Origin of the sequence: Thiococcus pfennigii, from assembly GCF_016583835.1 — a bacterium.
Lineage (GTDB): Bacteria > Pseudomonadota > Gammaproteobacteria > Chromatiales > Chromatiaceae > Thiococcus > Thiococcus pfennigii.
In genome coordinates this window covers 1-20,922 of sequence record NZ_NRRW01000062.1, presented here as the reverse complement: position 1 = coordinate 20,922, position 20,922 = coordinate 1, and the positions used below count along the sequence as shown (strand labels likewise).

General features: G+C 71.6%; 16 protein-coding genes and 1 pseudogene. All 17 read left to right on the top strand.

Features of this window, described 5'->3' with window-relative positions; genetic code table 11:
- Positions 1-294: pseudogene (locus CKO41_RS15605) on the top strand (hypothetical protein); the annotation flags it as partial.
- Entirely contained in the window at positions 291-1,601 is a 1,311-nt protein-coding gene (locus tag CKO41_RS15600; protein ID WP_200382981.1) for a Pvc16 family protein, read from the top strand. The pseudogene CKO41_RS15605 and the gene CKO41_RS15600, both read left to right, overlap by 4 nt.
- Positions 1,598-3,529, top strand: a complete 1,932-nt coding sequence (locus tag CKO41_RS15595) for an ATP-binding protein (RefSeq protein WP_200382980.1) — start codon at positions 1,598-1,600, stop codon at positions 3,527-3,529. Before CKO41_RS15600 ends, CKO41_RS15595 begins: the two co-directional genes overlap by 4 nt.
- The gene (locus tag CKO41_RS15590; RefSeq protein ID WP_200252765.1) at positions 3,526-3,780 is read left to right on the top strand and encodes a hypothetical protein; all 255 of its coding nucleotides are present in this window, start codon (positions 3,526-3,528) and stop codon (positions 3,778-3,780) included. The genes CKO41_RS15595 and CKO41_RS15590 overlap by 4 nt, the downstream gene beginning before the upstream one ends.
- Complete coding sequence (locus CKO41_RS15585) at positions 3,777-4,979, top strand: eCIS core domain-containing protein (protein WP_200252767.1); 1,203 nt, start codon at positions 3,777-3,779, stop codon at positions 4,977-4,979. Before CKO41_RS15590 ends, CKO41_RS15585 begins: the two co-directional genes overlap by 4 nt.
- A gap of 105 nt (positions 4,980-5,084) precedes the next feature.
- Positions 5,085-5,744, top strand: coding sequence for a hypothetical protein (locus CKO41_RS15580; RefSeq protein ID WP_200252769.1), 660 nt, complete (start codon positions 5,085-5,087; stop codon positions 5,742-5,744).
- A gap of 129 nt (positions 5,745-5,873) precedes the next feature.
- A complete protein-coding gene (locus tag CKO41_RS15575; protein WP_200382979.1) occupies positions 5,874-6,278 on the top strand; it encodes a GxxExxY protein in 405 nt (134 codons plus the stop codon).
- A gap of 29 nt (positions 6,279-6,307) precedes the next feature.
- Positions 6,308-6,682, top strand: a complete 375-nt coding sequence (locus CKO41_RS15570; protein WP_200252773.1) for a LysM peptidoglycan-binding domain-containing protein — start codon at positions 6,308-6,310, stop codon at positions 6,680-6,682.
- Entirely contained in the window at positions 6,672-7,814 is a 1,143-nt protein-coding gene (locus CKO41_RS15565) for a hypothetical protein (RefSeq protein ID WP_200382978.1), read from the top strand. The genes CKO41_RS15570 and CKO41_RS15565 overlap by 11 nt, the downstream gene beginning before the upstream one ends.
- Positions 7,811-8,332, top strand: a complete 522-nt coding sequence (locus CKO41_RS15560) for a phage baseplate assembly protein V (protein ID WP_200252778.1) — start codon at positions 7,811-7,813, stop codon at positions 8,330-8,332. Before CKO41_RS15565 ends, CKO41_RS15560 begins: the two co-directional genes overlap by 4 nt.
- A 2-nt stretch (positions 8,333-8,334) precedes the next feature.
- Positions 8,335-8,655, top strand: a complete 321-nt coding sequence (locus CKO41_RS15555) for a hypothetical protein (protein ID WP_200252780.1) — start codon at positions 8,335-8,337, stop codon at positions 8,653-8,655.
- 178 nt (positions 8,656-8,833) lie between these two features.
- Positions 8,834-9,199, top strand: coding sequence for a GPW/gp25 family protein (locus CKO41_RS15550; protein WP_200252782.1), 366 nt, complete (start codon positions 8,834-8,836; stop codon positions 9,197-9,199).
- A complete protein-coding gene (locus tag CKO41_RS15545; protein ID WP_200382977.1) occupies positions 9,196-11,844 on the top strand; it encodes a putative baseplate assembly protein in 2,649 nt (882 codons plus the stop codon). Before CKO41_RS15550 ends, CKO41_RS15545 begins: the two co-directional genes overlap by 4 nt.
- Positions 11,841-14,645 (top strand): putative baseplate assembly protein, encoded by a 2,805-nt coding sequence (locus tag CKO41_RS15540; protein WP_242464369.1) that lies wholly within the window; start codon positions 11,841-11,843, stop codon positions 14,643-14,645. Before CKO41_RS15545 ends, CKO41_RS15540 begins: the two co-directional genes overlap by 4 nt.
- Positions 14,642-16,867 carry a phage tail protein gene (locus CKO41_RS15535; protein WP_200382976.1) on the top strand — a complete coding sequence of 742 codons (2,226 nt, stop codon included), beginning with the start codon at positions 14,642-14,644 and terminating at the stop codon, positions 16,865-16,867. Before CKO41_RS15540 ends, CKO41_RS15535 begins: the two co-directional genes overlap by 4 nt.
- Positions 16,868-16,919: 52 nt before the next feature.
- Positions 16,920-19,505, top strand: coding sequence for a DUF6519 domain-containing protein (locus CKO41_RS15530; protein WP_200382975.1), 2,586 nt, complete (start codon positions 16,920-16,922; stop codon positions 19,503-19,505).
- Between the two features lie 9 nt (positions 19,506-19,514).
- Positions 19,515-20,411 (top strand): DUF6734 family protein, encoded by an 897-nt coding sequence (locus CKO41_RS15525; protein WP_200254044.1) that lies wholly within the window; start codon positions 19,515-19,517, stop codon positions 20,409-20,411.
- The last annotated feature ends 511 nt before the right edge of the window (positions 20,412-20,922 follow it).

The following is a 20,922-nucleotide window of genomic DNA, read 5'->3' as shown; positions in this document are numbered from 1 at the left end:
GCCCGGCGCGATCCCGCCGCGCCCGTGCAGCCGTCGCGCCCGCGCGGCGAGCCGGCGCCGCTCCTGCCGCAACGTCCCAGCGAGCGGCCAGCGGCGCCCTCATCGCTCGGGCCGGTCGCGCCTGCCCCGAGGCCGGGTGCCGCCGAGGCGGCACCCGAGGTCCACGTCCACATCGGGCGGATCGAGGTCACCGCCGTCCAGGCGCCGGCACCGGCCAAGCGTGCGGCACGGCGCGGTGCGCCGACGATGAGCCTCGATGACTACCTGGCGCGCCGCCGCGAGGGGGGACGATGAGCTCCGCCCTCGCCATCGCCGGGGTCACGGCCGTGTTGCGCGATCTGCTCAACGACGGCCTGATCAACCACAACGTCGCCGGCGTCATCGGCAGCTCGGTGACCGTCAGCGTCGGCCCGCCGGACCGAGTCGTCCCGGCCAACGGCACCGAGGCCTCGCAGCTCAACCTGTTCCTGCACCAGGTCACGCCGAACCCCGGCTGGCGCAACGAGGGCTTGCCGGCCCGCGACCCGAGCGGGCGCCAGCGCCTGGCCAATCCGCCGCTCGCGCTCGACTTGCACTATCTGGTCTCGGCCTATGGCGGCGCCGACCTGCACGGCGAGATCCTGCTCGGCTACGCGATGCAGCTCCTGCACGAGACGCCGGTCCTGACCCGCGCGGCGATCCGCACCGCGCTGAACCCCTCGCCCGATGTCGGCGGCGACCTCCCGCCGGCCCTGCGTGCCCTCGCCGCGGCGGGCCTCGACGAGCAGATCGAGGCCCTGCGGATCACCCCGGCCCAGCTCGACGGCGAGGAGATGTCGAAACTCTGGACCGCGATCCAGAGCCACCTGCGCCCGAGCGCCGCCTACCGCGTCAGCGTCGTGCTGATCGAGGGGCGTCGGCCAGTTCGTGCGCCCCTGCCGGTCCTCACCCGCGGCCCGATCGACCCGACGAGCGGCCGCGAACGGGGCGTCGTGGTGGCCCCGGGCCTGGTCCCGGCGTTGCCGACGATCGAGCGGGTCGCCCCGGCCGATGGCCAGCCGGCGATGCGCCTCGACCAGCCCGTCGACCTGATCGGCCATCACCTCGACGGCGCCGACCGCACGGTCCAGCTCGCCAACGATCGCTTCGAGATCGACGAGGCGCTCGCCGCCAGCGGTGCCAGTGAGCCCGGCAGGATCCGGTTCGAGATCCCGGCGGCCAGCGCCGGCGACTTCCCGGTCGGGGCCTACCGGGTCGGCGCCCAGCTGCGCCGCCCCGGCGAGGGCGAGGCGCGCGAGACCAACCGCCTCGGTGTCACGCTGGCCCCGGACCTGGTCGGGCTACCGCTCGCCGTGGCCCGCGCCCCGGACGGCCGCGCCACCTTCACGCTGAGCTTCCGCCCGGCCCTGCGCGCCGGCCAGCAGGTCGCACTGCTGCTCGGCACCCGCGAGATCGCGCCCGAGCCCTTCACGACGCCGACGACGAGCCTCGATTTCGTCGTCGCCGATGCCCCCCTCGGCAGCCACCTCGCGCGGCTGCGGATCGACGGCATCGACAGCCCGATCATCGACCGCACCGCGGCACCGCCGGTGTTCCTCGACCGCCGGATCACCATCACATGAACGCGCCGCAGCTCCAGCACGATTGGACCCAGGCCAACCAACGCCTGCTGACGGCGGAGTTCGCCCGTCTCCAGGCCCTGCTCGGCGGCGAGGACGACAGTCGGGCTCGCGATCAGGTGGCCCGCGCCCGCGCCGCCTTGGACCAGCTCGGTGACGCGGCCGCGATCGACACCCTGGCGCACCGCTTCGAGCTCAGCCCGTTCGAGCGCGCGTTGTTGCTGCTCTGCGCCGGGGTCGAGATGGATGCTCGGCTGGCCCGGCTGTGCGCGGAGGCCGGGGGCGAGCCGCAACGTCCGTGGGCCACCTTCGGCCTGGCGTTGGGGGCGCTGGCCGAGCCGCACTGGAGCGCCCTCGCGCCGGTGCGGCCGCTGCGCCGCTGGCGCTTGATCGAGGTCGACGAGACCGCCAACCTGACCGCGGCGCGGCTCAGGATCGATGAGCGCGTGCTGCACTACCTGGCCGGCATCGATCACCTCGACCAGCGGATCCAGCCGCTGCTGCAAGCCGTGGCTCGACCTGGCCTCATGGCCGCGGCCCATGCCGATGCGGTCCGAGAGATCCTGGCGCGCCTGCGCCGCACCGATGATCGCCCGCCGCCCATCGAGCTGACCGGCGATGACCGCGCCGGCCAAGAGGATATCGCCGCCGCCGTCGCTGGGCGGTTGGGCCTGCGGCTCTTCGCGCTCGCGGCCGTCGATATCCCGGCCACCTTGACGGATCAGGAGGCCCTGGCGGTCCTGTGGGGGCGCGAGACGGCGCTCTTCGGTGCCGCCCTGCTGATCCGCTGCGATGAGGGAGCGGACGTGCTCCGGCGCTTCGTCGGGCGGCTCTCGGGTCTGGTCTTCATCGCCGCTCGCGAGCCCCTGCGGTTGGAGCCGCCGATCCTGCGCCATCGCGTCGACAAGCCCGGCGGCATCGATCAGCGGCGCTTCTGGCAGACGGCGCTGGGTGCCAGCGCGCAGCGCGTCAATGGTGCCCTGGAGGGCGTCGCCGCCCAGTTTCGCCTCAGTGCCCGGAGCATCCAGACGATCGGCGCCGAGCTCGCGTCCGAACTCGCCGCGTCGCCCGACGCCGAGGCCGCGCTATGGCGGGCCTGCCGCGGCCTCGACGGCATCCAGCTCGCCGGCCTCGCCCAGCGCATCGAGCCGGTTGCCGATTGGGCGGCCCTGATCCTGCCCGAAGGCCCCATGGCCACGCTGCGCCAGATCGCCGCCCATGTCCGCCATCGCCTGAAGGTCTATGAGGAGTGGGGGTTCGCCGGCCAGGGTGCCCGCGGGCTCGGGATCGCTGCCCTGTTCGCCGGGGAGAGTGGCACCGGCAAGACGATGGCCGCCGAGGTCCTGGCCCGCGAGCTGGGGCTCGACCTCTATCGCATCGATCTGTCCGCGCTCGTCAGCAAGTACATCGGCGAGACCGAGAAGAACCTGCGCCGGGTCTTCGATGCCGCCGAAGCGACGGGCGCTGTCCTCCTCTTCGACGAGGCCGATGCCTTGTTCGGCAAGCGCAGCGAGGTCCGCGACAGCCATGATCGCTACGCCAACATCGAGGTCAGCTATCTGCTCCAGCGCATGGATGCCTATCGCGGCCTCGCGGTCCTGACCACCAATCACAAGGCCGCCCTGGATCCGGCCTTCCAGCGCCGGCTGCGTTTCATCGTCCAGTTCCCGTTCCCGGATCAGCCGCAGCGCGAGGCCATCTGGCGGAGGGTCTTTCCGGCCGCGACACCGCTGGACGGCGTCGACTGTGCGAAGCTCGCCCGGCTCAACGTCGCTGGCGGCACCATTCGGAACATCGCGCTGAACGCCGCCTTCCTCGCCGCCGAGGCCGGCGAGCCGGTTCGCATGCAGCACTTGCAGCGCGCCGCCCAGCTCGATGCCGCGAAGCGCGAGCGGCCGGTGACCGATGCCGAGACGCGGGGGTGGGTATGACGCGACTGATTCTGCATATCGACCGGTTGGTGCTGAACGGCGTCAGGCCAGAAGACCGAACGGCGGTGGCCGAGGCGCTGCGCGCGGAGCTGCAACGCCAGCTCGCGTCACCGCAAGCGGTGCGGCGCTTCATCTCAGCGGGTGGTGCGCCGCGACTGGAGGTCGGCGAAGTCCGTTTGGCGATCGGTGCGATGCCGGCCGAGGTCGGTGCCGCGGTCGCCCAGGGGATTGCACGGGAGGTGAAACCATGAACGGCGCTGCGCCCCTGCGCATCGCTGCTGCCGAGGCCGAGCGGTCCAGTCCGTCCTTCGGTCCTCGCTGGCTTCAGCGCCGGCGTGTGATGGGTGCGGACCAGGATCGGTTCGAGCAGGAGGCCGACCGGGTCGCCGACCGAATAGTGGCAAGCGGGGGCCAGTCTGCACTCGACGGCGGGCGCCCGGACATTCAGCGGCTCGCTGGACAAGCGATTGCGCAGGTCGGAGGGGATCTCCCCGCCAGCGTCGAGCAGACCCTCGCCCGCCCGGGCGTACCTCTGGAGCCGGCCCTGCGACGAGAGATGGAGTCTCGCTTCGGCCACGACTTCGGCCGGGTACGTGTCCATTGCGATGCCGCGGCCGCGCGATCGGCACGCGAGGTCGATGCCGCGGCCTACACCGTCGGCCACGACTTGGTGTTCGGCGCTGGCCGTTATGACGTGGACACCACGCAAGGGCGGAGGTTGATCGCCCATGAGTTGACCCACGTCGTGCAGCAATCCGGGCCGGTCGTCGCGGTTGGCCGATGCGGCAGCGGTTCTTGCCAAGCGGTTCAGGATCACTCGATGCTGATCCAGCGTCAGTCGGTGGCGGCGAGGGCAGACGAGCCCCTTGCTGGCGATCCGCCAGCCGAGGGGCTTCAAGCGGCGGCTGCGCCGGGTCCTCGCTGTGGCGAGGCCATCCGGTGGCTGCCCCAGTCGCCGGTCCCGGCCGATATCACAGCCGATAACGCCAACGAATTCGCGGCCAAGGTCGACCAGGCCCTCGGAGGTACGCCGCATACAGATTGCAATACTTCGTATGACTTAGAACGCTCTGCTGGCGGGGCCGTGACCAAGGTCAATTTCGTTCTCGAGACGACCATCATCCGTCCGCGCCTCGGGATGAGCCGAGCATCGTCGGCAGACAAGAAGATCATGAAGGATGTCGTCGATTTCATTAAACGACACGAGGAGACGCACCGCGACATCGCGCGTCGCGTTTCGCAGCAGGCGGTCTGCGACGCGCTCAATAAACGGGCGGCGGAGGCTCAGCGAGTGCTCACGACGGCGATCTGCGACACCTTGCCCACGGCGCAAGAGGCCTTCGATGCCAAAGAGGGCAAGATCGGATGGCGAACGGACTCCAGCGGCAAGGTGATCGGCTTTGCGCCGGAAGGGGTTGCGGTGGACTACCATGATCCGGCCTGCAAATGATGCCCGAGAAAGACCACGGAAGAATGGCAAACGGATTGGTGCCCTTGCGTCACCCAGCGACAAGGCCGCTCGAGACGCGGGCCATGGTATGAGCGATAGGCCGTTATGAGTACATTCCCCAATTCCCCGCGCATCCTCAAGGGCGGCCTGGTCCTGATGGATCCGGCCACGGCCCAGGTGCAGGGGATCATCTCGCTGCAATACAACCCGGAGCGGTTGACTCGCACGCTGACGCCGCAGACTGCCGGCGGCGAGGCCGACGGCCAGTCCGAGGCGGTGCGCTTCAAGGGGCCGGCCGTCGAGACGATCCGGCTCGAGGCCGACATCGATGCAGCCGACCAGCTGGAGCTCCCGGAGCAGCACCGCGCCACCGTCGAGCACGGCATCGGGCCGCAGCTCGCGGTGCTCGAGGGGCTCGTCCACCCGCGCAGCGCCCAGCTGCTCGCACTCGATGCCCAGGCGAGCAGCGGGACGTTGGAGATCGCGCCGATGGAGGCCCCGTTGGTGCTATTCGTCTGGAGTGCGAGCCGCATCGTGCCGGTGCGCCTGACCGAGCTCTCCATCAGCGAGGAGGCCTTCGACCCGAGCCTGAACCCGCTGGTCGCCAAGGTCACCCTCGGACTGCGCGTGCTGTCGGTCGCCGACCTCGGCTTCGGGCACCGCGGTGGCGGCCTGTTCATCGGCTATCTCCAGGCCAAGGAGCGCCTCGCGGCGCTCGCCCAGCCGGGTCGCCTGGCGAGCCTCGGCATCGCGCAGATCGGCTGACCGCGGCGGCACCGCAGCCGGCGCCAGGCGCATCGGTGCGACCCTCGAATACGGCGCTCTCTATGAGAAGGAGGGCGCTTAGGATAATGAGAAACTACCAAACACGCGAAAAGCGCGAAATTTAGACCCGTGAAAATCCTTTTCAGGGAGGAGAGCTTCCGTATTATCGGTGCCTGTTTCGAAGTCTACAGAGAGAAAGGAAACGGTTTTTTGGAAGCAGTGTATCAGGAGTGTTTGGCGAAAGAATTCGCCGAGCAGGAGATTCCGTTCGAGGAGAAGCCTCGGCTTCGACTCGAGTACAAAGGTTGGCCGCTGAAGCAACAGTATGAGCCCGATTTTCTGTGTTTCGAGGAGATTATTCTGGAAATCAAGGCGGTCAAGCGCTTGGCTGACGAACACCGGGCTCAAATGATCAACTACCTGAAGGCAACTGGTAAGCAGCTTGGTTTGCTGGTCAATTTTGGTCACCACCCGAAGATCGAACACGAACGGTTCGTTAACCAGTTTTTTTCGCGTGTTTCGCGTATTTCGTAGTTTCTAGCGAACAAATCCAGGAGCGGACCATGGATCCGATCGAGGCCTTTCTGCAAGCCAACGCGCTGGTCACGCCGCTCTACCCGGCGACCAGTCGCTACCACGGCATCGCCGCGGCGCAGCTCAGGCTCGCCGATGGAACGCATGTGGCCTATCTGCGCCGCCGTTTCATCCCGCCGCCCGAGGGGCTCGCGCTCCAGCAGGAGCACCAGGTCGTCGCCGGTGATCGGCTCGACAACCTGGCCGCCCGCTATCTCGGTGACCCGCTGCAATACTGGCGCCTCTGCGATGCCAACCGCGCCGTGCGCCCGGCCGAGTTGACCGAGACCCCGGGACGGCGGCTGCGCATCACGCTGCCTGAGGGGATACCGGGGGGCATACCGGGGGTCGGCGGTGCTGACTAAAGGGATCCAGCTCACGCTGCTGATGGGGCCGGTGGTGCCGGCCCCGGCGCCGCGCGTCGTCATCGACGCCCTCGAAGACGCCGAGGTCACGACCGCGGCCGGCAGCCCGAGCGGCTTCCAGCTCTCGTTCCAGTTCTCGTCGCGCTCGGCGCTCAACACCCTGTTCCTGATCGCCGGGGCCCAGAACACCGGTCCGGCGACGCCGCCGCTGCGGGTGATCCTGCTGGTCACGCTCAACGGCACGCCCCAGCCGCTCTTCGACGGCGTCATGACCAACATCGAGGTGCAGGCCGGCAGCCCGGGCAGCGCCGGGACCATCCGGATCACCGGCGACGATCTGACCCGGGTGATGGACATGATCGACTGGAGTGGCCTGCCGCTTCCGGGGCTGTCGATCGAGGCGCGGGTCGCGCTGATCTGCGCCAAGTACGCCGCCTTCGGCCTGATGCCGCTGGTGATCCCGACGCCCTTCCCGGACGTGCCGATCCCGGTCGAGCGCATCCCCGCCCAGCAAGGCACGGATCTGGCGTACATCCGCCAACTGGCCGAGCAGGTCGGCTACGTCTTCTATATCGAGCCCGGGCCGGCGCCCGCCACGAACGTCGCCTACTTCGGCCCGGAGATCAAGGTCGGCGTGCCGCAGCCGGCGCTCAATCTCGACATGGACGCGCTGACCAATGTCGAGGGCATGAGCTTCTCGTTCGACCCGACGCGCGGCGTGCTGCCGATCGTCTACATCCAGAACCCGCAGACGCGCGCCCCGATCCCGCTGCCGGTCCCCGACCTCAACCCGCTCCAGCCGCCGCTCGGCGCCCTCGCGACGACGCTTGCCAACCTGCGCGCCCTCAAGGACACCGCCAACCTCAACCCGGCCCAGGCCCTCTCGCGCGGCCTCGCCGAGGCCGGCCGCTCGCAGGACACGGTGCGCGCGACCGGGACGCTGGACGTGCTGCGCTATGGGCGCCTGCTCAAGGCCCGGCGGCTGGTCGGCGTGCGCGGGGCCGGCATCGCCCACGACGGGCTCTACTTCGTCGAACGCGTCAAGAGCCGGCTCAAGCGCGGTGAGTTCAAGCAGGAGTTCACGTTGACGCGCAACGGCCTGGTCTCCCTGACCCCGCAGGTGCCGGTATGACCAACGAGTCGCAGCAACGTTTCTACGGCAAGTACCGTGGCATGGTGCTGAACAATGTCGACCCGCTCCAGCAGGGACGGCTCCTCGTCCAGGTGCCGGACGTCGCCGGCCTGGCCCCGGCGAGCTGGGCGATGCCCTGCGTGCCGATCGCCGGCGTGCAGAACGGCATGGTCGCGTTGCCGGTGATCGGCTCGGGGGTCTGGGTCGAGTTCGAGCAGGGCGACCCCGAGCATCCGATCTGGGTCGGCTGCTTCTGGGGCAGCGCCGCGGAGATCCCGGCCTTGGCCCGGGCGACCCCGCCGGCGGTGCCGGCGATCACGTTGCAGACCCCGCTGCAGAACGGCCTGACGGTCTCGGACCTGCCCGGCCCGACCGGTGGCATCATGCTCAAGAGCGCCACCGGGGCGACCCTGATCGTCAACGACACCGGCATCTACATCCAGAACGGCAAGGGTGCGGCGATCACGCTGGTCGGCCCGACCGTGACCATCAACAACGGCGCCCTCACGGTGATCTGACGATGCCGGGTCCACTCCTCCACGTCGGTGCCCAGGTCCTCTGCGCCCACGGCGGCAGCGCGACGCCGAGCGCGCCGAACCCGCGCGTGCTGGTCGGTGGCCAGCCGACCGTCGTCATGAGCGCGCCCTACCTGGTCGCCGGCTGCCCCTTCAACGTCGGCGGGTCGCCGTCGCCCTGCATCAGCGCGCAGTGGATCGTCGCCGCGACCCGGGTCTTCTCCAATGGTCAGCCGCTGGTGCTGCTGGACAGCCAGGCGCTCTGCGCACCGAACGGCACGCCGCTGCTGCCGGTGGTGGCCCAGACCCGCGTGATCGGGACCTGAGGAAGTGCCGATTCATTCGGCGTTTCCCGCGGAACAGGACGTGCCGCCGTGTCCAGTCGCGCGGAGCGACTGTACACGAAGGAAGTCGGACGCCGCGTTTTCGACGTCCGTGCCGATTCTTGGCCAGGGCGGGCCATGAATCCGCGTCTATTTGGAACCGTAGGGGAGGGGGAGCGCGATGAACCTCGACTACCCGTATCGCTTCGACGCCCGTGGCGCGACCGCCCAGGCCGATGAGGACGCGTACCTACGCGGCCTGATCGAGCAGGTCCTGTTCACGGCCCCGGGCGAGCGCCTGATGCGCCCCGAATTCGGTAGCGGGATCGCGCAGCTCCTCTTCGCGCCGAACAGCCCCGAGGTCGCGGCGACGGCCCAGTTCCTCGTCCAGGGTGCCCTCCAGCAATGGCTCGGCGACCTGATCGCGCTGCAATCGGTCGAGGTCGAGACGGCCGATTCGACCCTGCGGGTGACGATCGCCTACGCGGTACGCCGCACCGGCCAGGTCCAGACGGCGACCTTCGAGCGTGCGGGAGGCGCCCCATGAGCACCCTGATGGACACGACGAGCGGCGCCGCGACCCTGTTCTGCTGCGACGACGAGCGCCGCCGGGCGCTGCGAGACAGCGCCGTCGACCTCAACGGCATCGATTATCTCGAGGTCCTCGACGGCGCCCTGCCCGACGAGGATCCGCTGCGTCAGCGTACGCTGCTCGTGACCTTCGTCAGGCCGCTCGCCGGGGGGCTGCCAGGCGCCGCCCAGGTGCGCATCAGCGGCGGCGAGCGGGTGCGCGACCCGGCGGTCAGTTGGGCGGTCCCGGCCACCCCGCTGCCGTCCCAGCTCGATGCGCCCGCGGAGGCGGCGGTGCGCGCCCTGGTCGCGGCCCTACCGGCACCCGAGCGGGTGCTCGTCGTGCGTTGCGCGCAGGCCGGCGACTATTCGCCGTATCGGCTGCGGTTGGTCCACCCCGGCGACGGCGAGTCGGTCCCGAGCGGGCTCGACCCGCGCCTCTGCGAGCTGGCGTTCCGCTTCAAGGCCGAGTGCCCGAGCGAACTCGACTGTACGACACCGCTGGTCTGCCCCGAGGAGCCGGTCGCGCCCCCGGCGATCGACTATCTCGCCCGAGACTACCCGGCCCTGCGCCGGCTGCTGCTGGATCGGCTCGCGCTCCTGGTGCCGGGCTGGCGCGAGCGCAGTGCCGCGGACCTCGGTGTCACGCTCGCCGAGTTGCTCGCCTATGTCGGCGACCAGCTCGCCTACCAGCAGGACGCGATCGCGACCGAGGCCTACCTCGACACCGCGCGGCTGCGCACCTCGCTGCGCCGCCATGCCCTGCTCGTCGACTACCGCGTCCACGAGGGCGCCAACGCGCGCACCTGGATCCAGCTTCAGGTCGCGGCCGACGCGGTGCCGCTCCCCCGCACTGGGGCCCGGTTCCTGACCCGGCTGGCGAACCGCCCGGCGCGCCTCGCCCCGGGGACGCGAGACGCGCAGGAGGCCCTGAGCGAGTGGCCGGTCGTCTTCGAACCGATGCACGCGGCGCTCCTCTACCGGGCGCACAACGAGATCCCGCTCTACACCTGGGGTGCGACCCGCTGCTGGCTGCCGGCGGGGACCACGGCGGCGACCCTCGTCGGTCATCTCCCGACGCTCGTGCCCGGGGATCTGCTGCTCTTCGAGGAGGTCAAGGGACCGCTCAGCGGCGCCGCCGAGGACGCCGACCGCGCGCATCGCCACGTCGTGCGCCTGACCGATGTCCGCTGCTGGGCACCGGAGGATGCGACGCAACCGCTCGCCGACCCCCTGACCAATGTGGCGATCACCGAGGTGCGCTGGGCCGAGGCCGACGCCCTGCCGTTCCCGTTGTGCCTCTCCAGCGTCGCCGACGACGCCCATGGGCGCCTGCCGGTCGCGGGTGTCAGCGTCGCGCGCGGCAACCTGGTGCTCGCTGATCATGGCCTGGGCGTCGCCGAGGAGGAGGACCTGGGGCAGGTCCCGGCGGCCCACCTCGCCTATCCGGCCGCCCGCGACGGCGACCCCTGCGCGACGCGTGCACCAGAGGTCATTCCGCCGCGCTTCGCGCCGGCCCTCGGGCGCGCCGCGCTGACCTTCGTCGGGACCGTGACCCGAGTGGTGTGGCGCGCGGGACGACGGGTCGTCGAGCAGGTGCCGTTCGACCCCGAGGCCCCGGCCGCCGCGGCCCTCGCTAGCGTGCCGCGCGAGGCCCTGCCGGCGATCGAGGTCGAGTCGCAGCGGGGCGACGAGCCGCCGCAGCGCTGGACGGTGCGCCGCGACCTGCTCGCGAGCGGCCCGGACGCCGCCCACTTCGTCGTCGAGGTCGAGCACGACGGCCGCGCCCGGCTGCGCTTCGGCGATGGCCGCTACGGCCGGCGCCCGCCCTCCGGGGCCCGTTTCCGGGCGCGCTACCGCACCGGGCAGGGCCGGGCCGGCAACGTCGGTGCCGACACGATCGCCCACCTGATCAGCGACGATGCCCGCATCACTGCCGTGCGCAACCCGCTCGCGGCCAGCGGCGGCGCCGATCCGGAGGACGCCGCGAGCATCCGCCGGCGCGCCCCGCAGGCCTTTCGCCGTCAGCAGCGCGCCGTGACCGCCGAGGACTACGCGGCCCTCGCCGAGGACCAGCCCGGCGTGCAGCGGGCCGCGGCGACGCTGCGCTGGACCGGCTCCTGGCACACGGCCTGCGTGGCCGTCGACCGCCTCGGCGGCGGGCGGCTCGACGAGGCCTTCGCGGCGCGGATCCTCGCCGACCTCGAGCGCTACCGTATGGCCGGCCACGATGTCGCGGTCGAGGAACCGCTCTACGTCTCGCTGGCCCTCGACCTCCAGGTCTGCGTCGCGCCCGGCTATCTGCGCGCCCAGGTGCGCGCCGGGTTGCTCGACGTCCTCGGCAGCCGGCGGCTACCCGACGGGCGCCTCGGGCTCTTCCACCCCGACCGGCTGACCTTCGGCCAGGCCCTCTATCTGAGCGGCGTCTATGCCGCGGCCCGCGCGGTGGCCGGCGTCGCCTCGGTGCAGGCGACGCGCTTCGAACGGCAGGGCAGCCCCGACGGGCGCTTCCTCGCCGAGGGCCTGATGCGCTTCGCCCGTCTGGAGATCCCGCGGCTCGACAACGACCCGAGCTATCCCGAGCACGGCGTGCTGCGGCTCGACCTGTACGGAGGCCAATGATGACGACCCTGGGATCCCGCCACTGCGGCAGCTGCGCCGGCGTCGCCCGAGCGACCCCTCAGGCGATCGACAACCCGCCCGGCCAGCCCGAGATCGCCTACCGGACAGGCGTCCACGCGACCTTCAAGGCGTCGCTCCTGGCGCGCCTCTCCAGCCCGGCGCTGCCGGCCCTGGGCGGGCTGACGCGGCGCGACGACGCGGACTTCAGCGTCGCCCTCTGCGACGGGCTCGCCTGTCTGCTCGACGTGCTGACCTTCTACCAGGAGCGCATCGCCAACGAGTGCCTGCTGCGCACGGCCACAGAGCGCCGATCGATCCTCGAGCTCGGCCGGCTGATCGGCTACCAGCTCGCCCCGGGTGTGGCCGCCTCGACCCACCTGGCCTTCGCGCTGCGCGAGGTCCCGGGCGATGCGGCTCAGGCCCCGGACCCGGTGACGATCCCGGTCGGCACGCGGGTGCAGAGCGTCGCCGGCCAGGACGAACAGGCGCAGACCTTCGAGACGGTCGAGGCGATCGAGGCGCGGGTCGAATGGAATGCGCTGCGGGTGCAAACCGAGATCCCCTGGCAGCCGCGCTCGGGGGATACCGAGCTTTGGCTCGCGGGCGCCGCGGTGCGCCTCGCGCCGGGCGATGCGCTGCTCATCGTCGGCGCCGAGCGGCTCGACGACCCGGGCAGCGAGCGCTGGGACATCCGAGTGCTGACCGAGGTCGAGGCCGACCCCGAGAACGCCCGCACCCGGGTGCGCTGGGACGCGCCGCTCGGCAGCCTCTATCCGCCCGTGGCGCCGGCGGCGGCCGACGTCGAGGTCTACGTCTTCCGCCAACGCGCCGCCCTGTTCGGCCACAACGCCCCGGACCCGAATCTGTTCGGCAACAGCGACTCGAACCTGTCCGACTTGATCGACACGCGCAGCTCGCCTTGGAAATGGAAGGGCTTCGCGCTCGATCCGGACGCGCTCGACCTCGACCCGGACAATCCGCGCATCACGGCCGGCAGTTGGATCGCGCTGGTCTCCAACGTCCTCGGCCGCGGCCGTTCGGCCCTGCCGGGGTACACGGAGCTCTACCGCGTGGCGCGCGTCGCCCATCTGACCCGCAGCGACTTCGGCCTCTCGGCCAAGGTCACCCGGATCCGCCCGGATACCGACGAGCACCTGACCGCGAAGCGCTTCGACCTCAGGCGTACGCTCGTGCTGGCCGAGACCGAGCCGCTCGCGCCGGCCCCGCGGCCGCTGGTCGCCCCGGTCTACGGCGCGCGCCTGACGCTCGCGCAGCGCGCCGAGGGGCTGCGCCCCGGGCAGGCGATCGCGCTCGGCGGTCCGCGCCAGCGCTTGCAGATCGCGCCGCACGTGGTCGGGCTCGCGCTCGCCTGCGACGACGGCACCACGGCGCCGCTCGCCGCCGGCGATGCGCTCGGCCTGCTCGCCGCGCCCGAGCGCCTCACCGGCGGCAAGGCCGCCGCCCTCGACCCGGACGCCTTCGCTGCCGCCGTCGGCGATGCCGCCATCGTCCTGCGCCTGACCCTGCTCGACCGCGATGGGCGCGCCGGCCGCCTGACGGCCCGCGGCAGTCAGATCCGACTCGCCGCGGCCGGCGCCGACGACCTGCCGGTCACGGAGATCGCCTTCATCGCCGCCGATCCGACCGCGGTCGTCCACGAGCGTGACCAGACGGTGTTGCGCCTCGCCGCCCCACTCGCGAACGTCTATGCCCGCGCCGAGCTGCGCATCAACGCCAACTGCGCGGCCGCGACCCACGGCGAGACGGTCGCCGAGATCGTCGGCAGCGGCGACGCCCAGGTCGCCAACGCCCGTCTCGCGCTGCGCCAGGGGCCGCTGACCTTCGTCAGCGCATCGACCCCGAGCGGGCGACGCGCGGCGCTCGCGCTGCGCGCCAACGACCTCCTCTGGGCCGAGGTCCCGAGCCTCTACGAGCGAGGCCCGACCGAGCGGGTCTACGCCCTTGCGATCGACGAGCAGGGCCGCGCCCGGCTGCGCTTCGGCGACGGCGTCGAGGGTGCCCGGCTGCCCGGCGGCGACCACAACGTCCGCGCCGTCTACCGCAAGGGCTTGGGGCTGGCCGGCAACCTGCCGGCCGGGCGGCTGACGACGCTGCTGTCGCGCCCGCTCGGCGTGGCCGGCGTGACCAACCCGGCGCCGGCCAGCGGCGGCGAGGACCCCGAGACCGAGGCCCAGGCGCGCGACAACGCGCCGCTCACGGTGCGCACCCTGGATCGGGCCGTCTCGGTGCGGGACTACCGCGACTTCGCCCGGGCCTTCGCCGGCATCGCCAAGGCCCACGCCCTGTGGCTCGCCCACGGTCCGGCGCGCGGCCTGTTCGTCACGGTCGCTGGCGAGCGCGGTGCCGCCGTGCCGGAGGGCTCGGACACCTACCGCTTTCTGCGCGCGGCGCTGACCCGCTATGGCGACCCGGCGCTCGCGCTGCGCCTCGCGAGCTTCCGCGCGGCGACCTTCCGGCTGCGCCTGGCGGTCAAGGTCGACGCGGCCGCCGACGCTGGGCTGGTCCTGCCGGCCCTCGCCGCGCGGCTGACGACGGCCTTCGGCTTCGCTGCGCGCGCGTTCGGCCAGGGGGTCTCGGTCGACGAGGTCGTCGCCGTCGCTCAGGCGGTCGGGGGCGTCGTGGCGGTGCACGTCGCCGAGCTCCAGCGCAGCGATGTCGCCGCCCCGATCTACGCCCCTCGGTTGTTCGCCGAGGTGCCGAGCAGCGGCGATCGTTCGCCGCGGCCGGCCGAGCTCCTGACCCTCGATGCCGCCACGCTGGCGCTGGAGCTGCTGCCATGAGCCTGGATGTCGAGACCCTGTTGCGGCTGCTGCCGGCGATCCACCGGCAGCGCGATGCCGAGACGGCGGCGGCGCTGGGCACCAGCCTCACGCCGGCCGAGTCAGCCGAGCTCGCGGCGCTGGAGGCCTTGGCGGCGCCCAGCCTTGCCGAGCAGGGGCGCCTCGCCGCGTTGCGCGAGCGGGCCGCGCACGGGCCGCTCGCGGCCCTGCTCGAGGCCTTCGCCGGGGAGTTCGCGGTCGTCGAGGAGAACCTCGCCCAGCTCTACGACGACCTCTTCATCGAGACCTGCGCCGACTGGGTCGTGCCCTACATCGGCGATCTGATCGGCTACGAGCCGCTGCATGGGCAGGGGCAGGACCATGCCCCGGCGCGCGCCGAGGTCGCCCACACGATCGCGCTGCGCCGGCGCAAGGGCACGGCGACGGCCCTGGAGCAGATCGCCGCCGATGTGACGGGCTGGGGCGCGCGGGTCGTCGAGTACTTCGAGCTGCTCGCCGCGACCCAGTACCTCGGGCACCTGCGCCCGCACTGCCGGGCGACCGCCGACCTGCGCGACGCCACCGCGCTCGCGGCCCGCGGCGGCCCGTTCGAGCGGCTCCGCCACACGGTCGATGTGCGCCGCATCGAGTCCGGCCGGGGCCGCTTCAACATCCCCAACATCGGTATCTTCCTGTGGCGCCTGCAGGCCTTTCGGCACAGCTTGAGCCCGGCCGTGCGGGTCGACGGCCGACGCTGGCTCGTGAGCCCGCTCGGGCAGCCGCTCGCGCTCTTCACGCACCCGCGCGCCGAGGACGAGATCGCCCACCTGGCCGAGCCGATCAATGTGCCGGCCCCGATCCGACGGCCCATGCTCGCCGCCGACCTGGCCCTCTACTACGGCACCCGCGCGGCGCCCGATGCGCCGCTCGACAACGCCGAGCCGAGCCTGGTGCTCTTCTTCGACGGGGTCGAGGTACCGCGCGCGCGGATCATCGCCTGCAACCTGGCCGACGCGGGCGGGGCCTGGGCGCACGAGCCGCCGGCCGGGCGGGTCGCCGTCGACCCGGAGCTCGGGCGCATCGCGCTGGCCGCCGATCTGCCGGCGCCGACGAGGGTGGCGGTGACGTACTACGATGGCTTCTCGGCCGCCCTCGGTGGCGGCGAGTATGCCCGCACCCGCAACGCCGATCCGCAAGGGACGACCCTCATCCAGGTGCCGGCCGAGCAGCCGACGATCGCGGCGGCCCTCGTAGCCTTCGAGACGGCTGCCGCTGGCGCGACGCCCGAGACGCCGCGCGTCGCCGTCATCGAGATCGGCGACAGCGGGCGCTACGAAGAGGCGGCCCTCGCGATCCAGGTCCCGCCCGGCTGGTCGCTGACGCTGCGCGCCGCCGCCGAGCGTCGCCCTGCGCTGTCCCTGCCGGGGGCGCTGGACGTCACCGGCGGTGCCGGCAGCACCTTGACCCTCGATGGCCTCCTGATCGCCGGCGGCGCGCTGCGGGTGCCTGACGACGCCGACAACGGCCTCGTCGGGCTCGCGCTCGTTCACGCCACGCTCGTGCCCGGGATCACCCTCGCGGCCGACGGCACGCCCAGCGAGCCGCTCGCGGCAAGCCTCATCGTCGCGCGCGAGGGCGTCGCCGTGACGCTCGACCACGCGATCACGGGTGCGATCGCGCTGGCCGAGGGCAGCTGGCTCGCGGCCGCCGACTCGATCATCGACGCCACCGATCCGACGCAACCGGCCTTCGGCGCGCCCAGTGGTGGTTCGGCCGGCGGCGGCCCGGGCGGGACCCTGTCGCTCGATGCCTGCACCCTGATCGGACGGGTCGACGCCCTTGCCGTCGGCCTCGTCGCCAACAGTCTGCTCTACGCCCGCGCCGCCGCCTCGGGCGAGCCGGCGGTGCAGGTGCGGCGCCGCCAGGACGGCTGCGTGCGCTTCTCGTATCTGCCGACGGCGAGCCGGGTGCCGCACCCGCACCGCTGCCAGTCGGCGCCCGAGCCGGCCTGGGGCGCTGCCGCAGCGGCCGCGCCCTGCTTCACATCGCGGCGCTACGGCACGCCGGGTTACTGCCAGCTGACGGCAACGACGCCGGGGGCGATCCGCACCGGCGCCGACGACGAGGGCGAGATGGGCGCCTTCCATGCCCTCTTTCCGGCCCAGCGCGAGGCGAACCTCCGGGTTCGGCTGCAAGAGCACCTGCGCGCTGGCCTCGCCGCCGGCATCATCTACGCGAGCTGAGGGGTCGTGACGGCCGCGGCTTTCGTGACAACCTCTTGAGGAGTCCTGATCCATGACCTTCGATTGCAGCCGCTTCAGCTTCGACCCGACACGCGACTTCGCCGGCGTCGTCCTGCAGCAGGGCCGGGTCGCCCTCGATGCCGATTGGAACGAATGGCTGGCTCAACTCGCCCGACGCCTCCAGGTCGGCACGCTCGATGCGCTCGGCCAGGCCGTCGTGCCGCGCGAGACCCCGGATGCCTTCCGCATCCGCTGGTCCGGCGACACCCTGACCATCGGCCCCGGCCGCGTCTACATCGACGGCCTGCTCATCGAGTGCCATGGCACGGCGCCGGGCGCCTGGTCGCGGGCGCTGGCCGAGCCCGCTGCCGACGGCGCCGTCGATTACGCCGACCAGCCCTACCAGCCGGAACCGCCGGCGCTGCCCGCCGGCCCGGGGCCGCATCTGGTCTACCTCGACTGCTGGCGGCGCGACCTCACCAGCCTGCACGACCCGAGCCTCGTCGAGCCGGCGCTCGGCGTCGACACCGCCGGGCGTTGGCAGATGGTCTGGCAGGTCAAGGTCCTCGCGAACTGGGCCGGCGGCCCCTGCGTCGGTGCCGATCTCGACCTCGGGGCGCTCGCGGCGGACCTCCGCCCCTCGGGCGGGCGGCTGTCGGTCGCGACCGGTGAGCCGCCAGAGTCGACGGACCCCTGCCGGATCCCGCCGGCGGCCGGCTACCGGGGGCTCGAAAACCAGCTCTACCGCGTCGAGGTGCACCGCGGCGGGCCGCTCGGGACGGCGACCTTCAAGTGGTCGCGCGACAACGCGACCGTCGCCAGCCGCGTCACCGCCTTCCCGGCCCTCGACCGGCTGATCGTCGAGAGCCTGGGTCGCGACGAGTGGCTCGGCTTCCACGATGGCGACTGGGTGGAGGTCATCGATCGGCGCCGCGAACTCGCCAACCTGCCCGGCGAGCTGCGCCGCTTGCGCCCGGACGGCGGCGTCGACCCGGCGACGCGCACGCTGACGCTGGCGAGCCCGCTGCCCGACGGGGCCTTCGCCCTCGGCGACGACGGCGACTACCTGATCGTGCGGCGCTGGGACCAGGCCGGCAACCAGTACCGCGAGGACGGCAGCATCCTGGCCGACCTCAACACGTCCGGGGCCGACGGCGCGATCCCGATCCAGGCCCCTGGCACCCGGCTGTTCCTCGAGCACGGCATCCTCGTAGAGTTTCATCTGGAAGGGGAGGGCGGCTTCCGCAGCGGTGACCACTGGACCTTCGCCGCACGGAGCGCCAATACCTCGGTCACGGCGCTCGACCGGGCGCCGCCCCAGGGCATTCACCACCACTATGCGCCGCTCGCGCTGATCCGCCGGCCGCAGGCCGTCGAAGACCTGCGGGTGCCGCTGACCCCGCCGAGCGGCAGCGTCCATGTCTGCTCGGTCCAGGCGAGCGACGGCGCCGGCGGTGCCGCGGCGTTGCGCCCGGGTCAGTCGCTCGCGGTTGACCGCCTCGGCGAGGGCCTGGCCGTGCTGATCCGCGAGCGCCTCGCGCTCGATAGCGTCAACGACGGCGCGCTCCACGTGAGCGCCGAGATCCCCTATCGCCTGCCGGGAGCCTACAGCGGTGCGCCGCAAGGCGCCGTGGTCGCCTACCAGCCGGTCGTGCTGCCGGGCGAGGTCGCGCTGGCCAATCAGGGCGTGCTGACCTGGACCCCGTACGGACAGACGGTCGCCTTCCTCACCGACCTGCTGGCCGGCGACGTCGCCCGTCTCGGCAACGTGCGCTTCGAGTCCGAGCTGGAGGTCTTCGACCACGGCGGCCCGCGCTCCCAGTGGGGGCTGGCGCCGGGCAACCTGGTGATCCAGACCGCGCCCGCCGCCGGCACCTCGCCAACCGGCGCCCGGGCGGGCGCGCTGCCGACCACCGCCGTGCACCGCTACCGGGTCGAGGAGGGGGCCGTCTACGCCGGCCTCACCGCCGACCTCAGCGGCACCGGGGTGGTCGGGATGGTCTTCGACTGGCGCGATGCCGAGAACTGGTCGTACTTCTTCGTCGAGAATTTCTGGGGAACCTACAGCGGCGGCGGCTACCCGCAATCCCGCCTGGGGTTCGTCGAGGTGCGTGACGGTGCCGTCGTCGACCAGAATCCCAGGGTCGAGCGCTACCTCGCCACCAGCCATGTCACGCGCATCAGCCTGGACATCAAGCAGTCCGATGATCGGCTCCAGTTTGGCGGTCGCGCGACGTTCTCGTACGGCAGCCAGGACGTGCAGGATACCGACTGGCAGATTTCGGCCAAGACCTTCGCCGCTGGCTCGCGGCTGGGTCTTGCGACCGCCGGTCTGAGCACGGCCCGCTTCAGCCGCCTGCAGGTCAACTACCCGGGCCAGGCGCCGGTCACCCTGGTGCCGGCCGGCATCGCCCACCGGTTGCTCGCGCGCCTGGTGCTGAAGCGCTCACTGCTGGCGGTCGCCGACCCGGCCGGCACGCCGCTCGGCGGGGCCTTCGCGGCGCCCGTGCCGGAGCCGGACTTCGAGACCTGGTTCTGGCTCACCCCGGCTGCGCCGCGCTATGGCTATCGCTACGGCTATGGCGGTGGCATCGGCGGCCTGTTCGGCGGCATCGGCGTCGAGCGGCTGCTCGGCTAGGGGCGGGCGATGCGAATCGTCTGGTCCCTGTGGACGCGGCCGCTGACGGCCGGCGGGCGGATCGGCTGGCGCTCGCCGAAGGACCACCTGCTCTCGTGGATCCTGTCGGTCGGGCTCGCGCGCCGGCACTACTTGGATACCTGCCTGGTGACCGACGATGCCGGCGCCGCGCTCCTCGTCGACGGCCTGGGCCTGGAGTTCGGCGAGGTCAGTCTGTCGCTCAACGCCCTGGCACGCCACGACCCGGACTGGTGGGCCCTCGGTAAGCTCTACGCCTATGCCGAGCAGTCGGCGCCCTTCCTCCACATCGACAGCGATGTCTACCTCTGGGAGCCGCTGCCCGAGGATCTGCTCGCGGCGCCGGTCATCGCTTCCCACCCCGAGTATCCGCAACTCGGTCGCTCCTGCTACCGGCCCGATGTCCTGGAGCGCGACCTGCGCGCCGGCGGCGGCTACATCCCGCCAGAGCTCCAAGGCTACCTGCCGATCGATGGGGTCCTGCGAGCCGAGAACTGCGGGATCTTCGGCGGCCACCGGCTCGACTTCATCCGCCACTACGCCGAGACCGCCAAGACCCTGGTCCACCACCCACGCAACCAGCCAATCTGGGCCGCCCGCGCCGAGAACTACAGCGACGCGATCATCTTCGAGCAGTTGCTCCTATCCGCCTGCCTCAGCTACCACCAGGGCCGAGACGGATCGCCCTGGTCCGACATCGCGATCCGCTACCTGTTCGACTCCTACGAGGACGCCGCCGCAAACGCCGCCCACCGCGGCTTCACCCACCTGATCGCCGGCGCCAAATGGGACGCGTCCGTCGTCGCTGGCCTCGAGCGTTGCGTCGAGCGACAGTTCCCGGAGCACTACGCCCGAGCCCTCGAGATCGCGGCCAGGGCGGTGGCCTGAGTATGAAGATTGAGCGGTGCAGTCTAGAAGCGGTTGCTGCGCCGTCTTGCCGCGCAGTTCAGGCTGATGGGAGCTCGTTGGGAACAGGCGAACCAAGCCCGTCTAGGGGCGGCACCGGGCGTTATTGGGAATCGTCGGGGCTGGGGGTTGCGAAGCGGGGACACGGGTCAGGCAAACATCTGAAATTCGTAGCGCCTCGTATGAGGGCTGCGGTATCGAATGAAAAGTCCAATCACGACCTTAGCTGGCCAGGATCCTGCGCTCTTCGATGGATGCTGGCGGTTCGAATAATGTGCTAGCCTGTCTACGGTGTAGCACGCAAAACCAAGGCGACAGCCTATTCAACTGTTGAACAAATAAAAGGAAAAATACGTCATCAAAACAGGGTGCGGCCTCGACATGATGTGCCATTGAGGAGTATCTTGTAACCTTCTGTGGCGAGAAGAGAAGGTGCGGCTGTGGCGACGGTGGTGAAGCGCTCGGGTGAGGAGGTGACGGTCGAGGTGACGGT

Bases quoted from the DNA above. Each gene is read 5' to 3' on its own strand.
- CKO41_RS15545 (WP_200382977.1), top strand. From the start codon at position 9,196: ATGAGCACCCTGATGGACACGACGAGCGGCGCCGCGACCCTGTTCTGC.
- CKO41_RS15540 (WP_242464369.1), top strand. From the start codon at position 11,841: ATGATGACGACCCTGGGATCCCGCCACTGCGGCAGCTGCGCCGGCGTC.
- CKO41_RS15590 (WP_200252765.1), top strand. From the start codon at position 3,526: ATGACGCGACTGATTCTGCATATCGACCGGTTGGTGCTGAACGGCGTC.
- CKO41_RS15535 (WP_200382976.1), top strand. From the start codon at position 14,642: ATGAGCCTGGATGTCGAGACCCTGTTGCGGCTGCTGCCGGCGATCCAC.
- CKO41_RS15570 (WP_200252773.1), top strand. From the start codon at position 6,308: ATGGATCCGATCGAGGCCTTTCTGCAAGCCAACGCGCTGGTCACGCCG.
- CKO41_RS15525 (WP_200254044.1), top strand. From the start codon at position 19,515: ATGCGAATCGTCTGGTCCCTGTGGACGCGGCCGCTGACGGCCGGCGGG.
- CKO41_RS15560 (WP_200252778.1), top strand. From the start codon at position 7,811: ATGACCAACGAGTCGCAGCAACGTTTCTACGGCAAGTACCGTGGCATG.
- CKO41_RS15530 (WP_200382975.1), top strand. From the start codon at position 16,920: ATGACCTTCGATTGCAGCCGCTTCAGCTTCGACCCGACACGCGACTTC.
- CKO41_RS15595 (WP_200382980.1), top strand. From the start codon at position 1,598: ATGAACGCGCCGCAGCTCCAGCACGATTGGACCCAGGCCAACCAACGC.
- CKO41_RS15555 (WP_200252780.1), top strand. From the start codon at position 8,335: ATGCCGGGTCCACTCCTCCACGTCGGTGCCCAGGTCCTCTGCGCCCAC.
- CKO41_RS15585 (WP_200252767.1), top strand. From the start codon at position 3,777: ATGAACGGCGCTGCGCCCCTGCGCATCGCTGCTGCCGAGGCCGAGCGG.
- CKO41_RS15600 (WP_200382981.1), top strand. From the start codon at position 291: ATGAGCTCCGCCCTCGCCATCGCCGGGGTCACGGCCGTGTTGCGCGAT.
- CKO41_RS15580 (WP_200252769.1), top strand. From the start codon at position 5,085: ATGAGTACATTCCCCAATTCCCCGCGCATCCTCAAGGGCGGCCTGGTC.
- CKO41_RS15550 (WP_200252782.1), top strand. From the start codon at position 8,834: ATGAACCTCGACTACCCGTATCGCTTCGACGCCCGTGGCGCGACCGCC.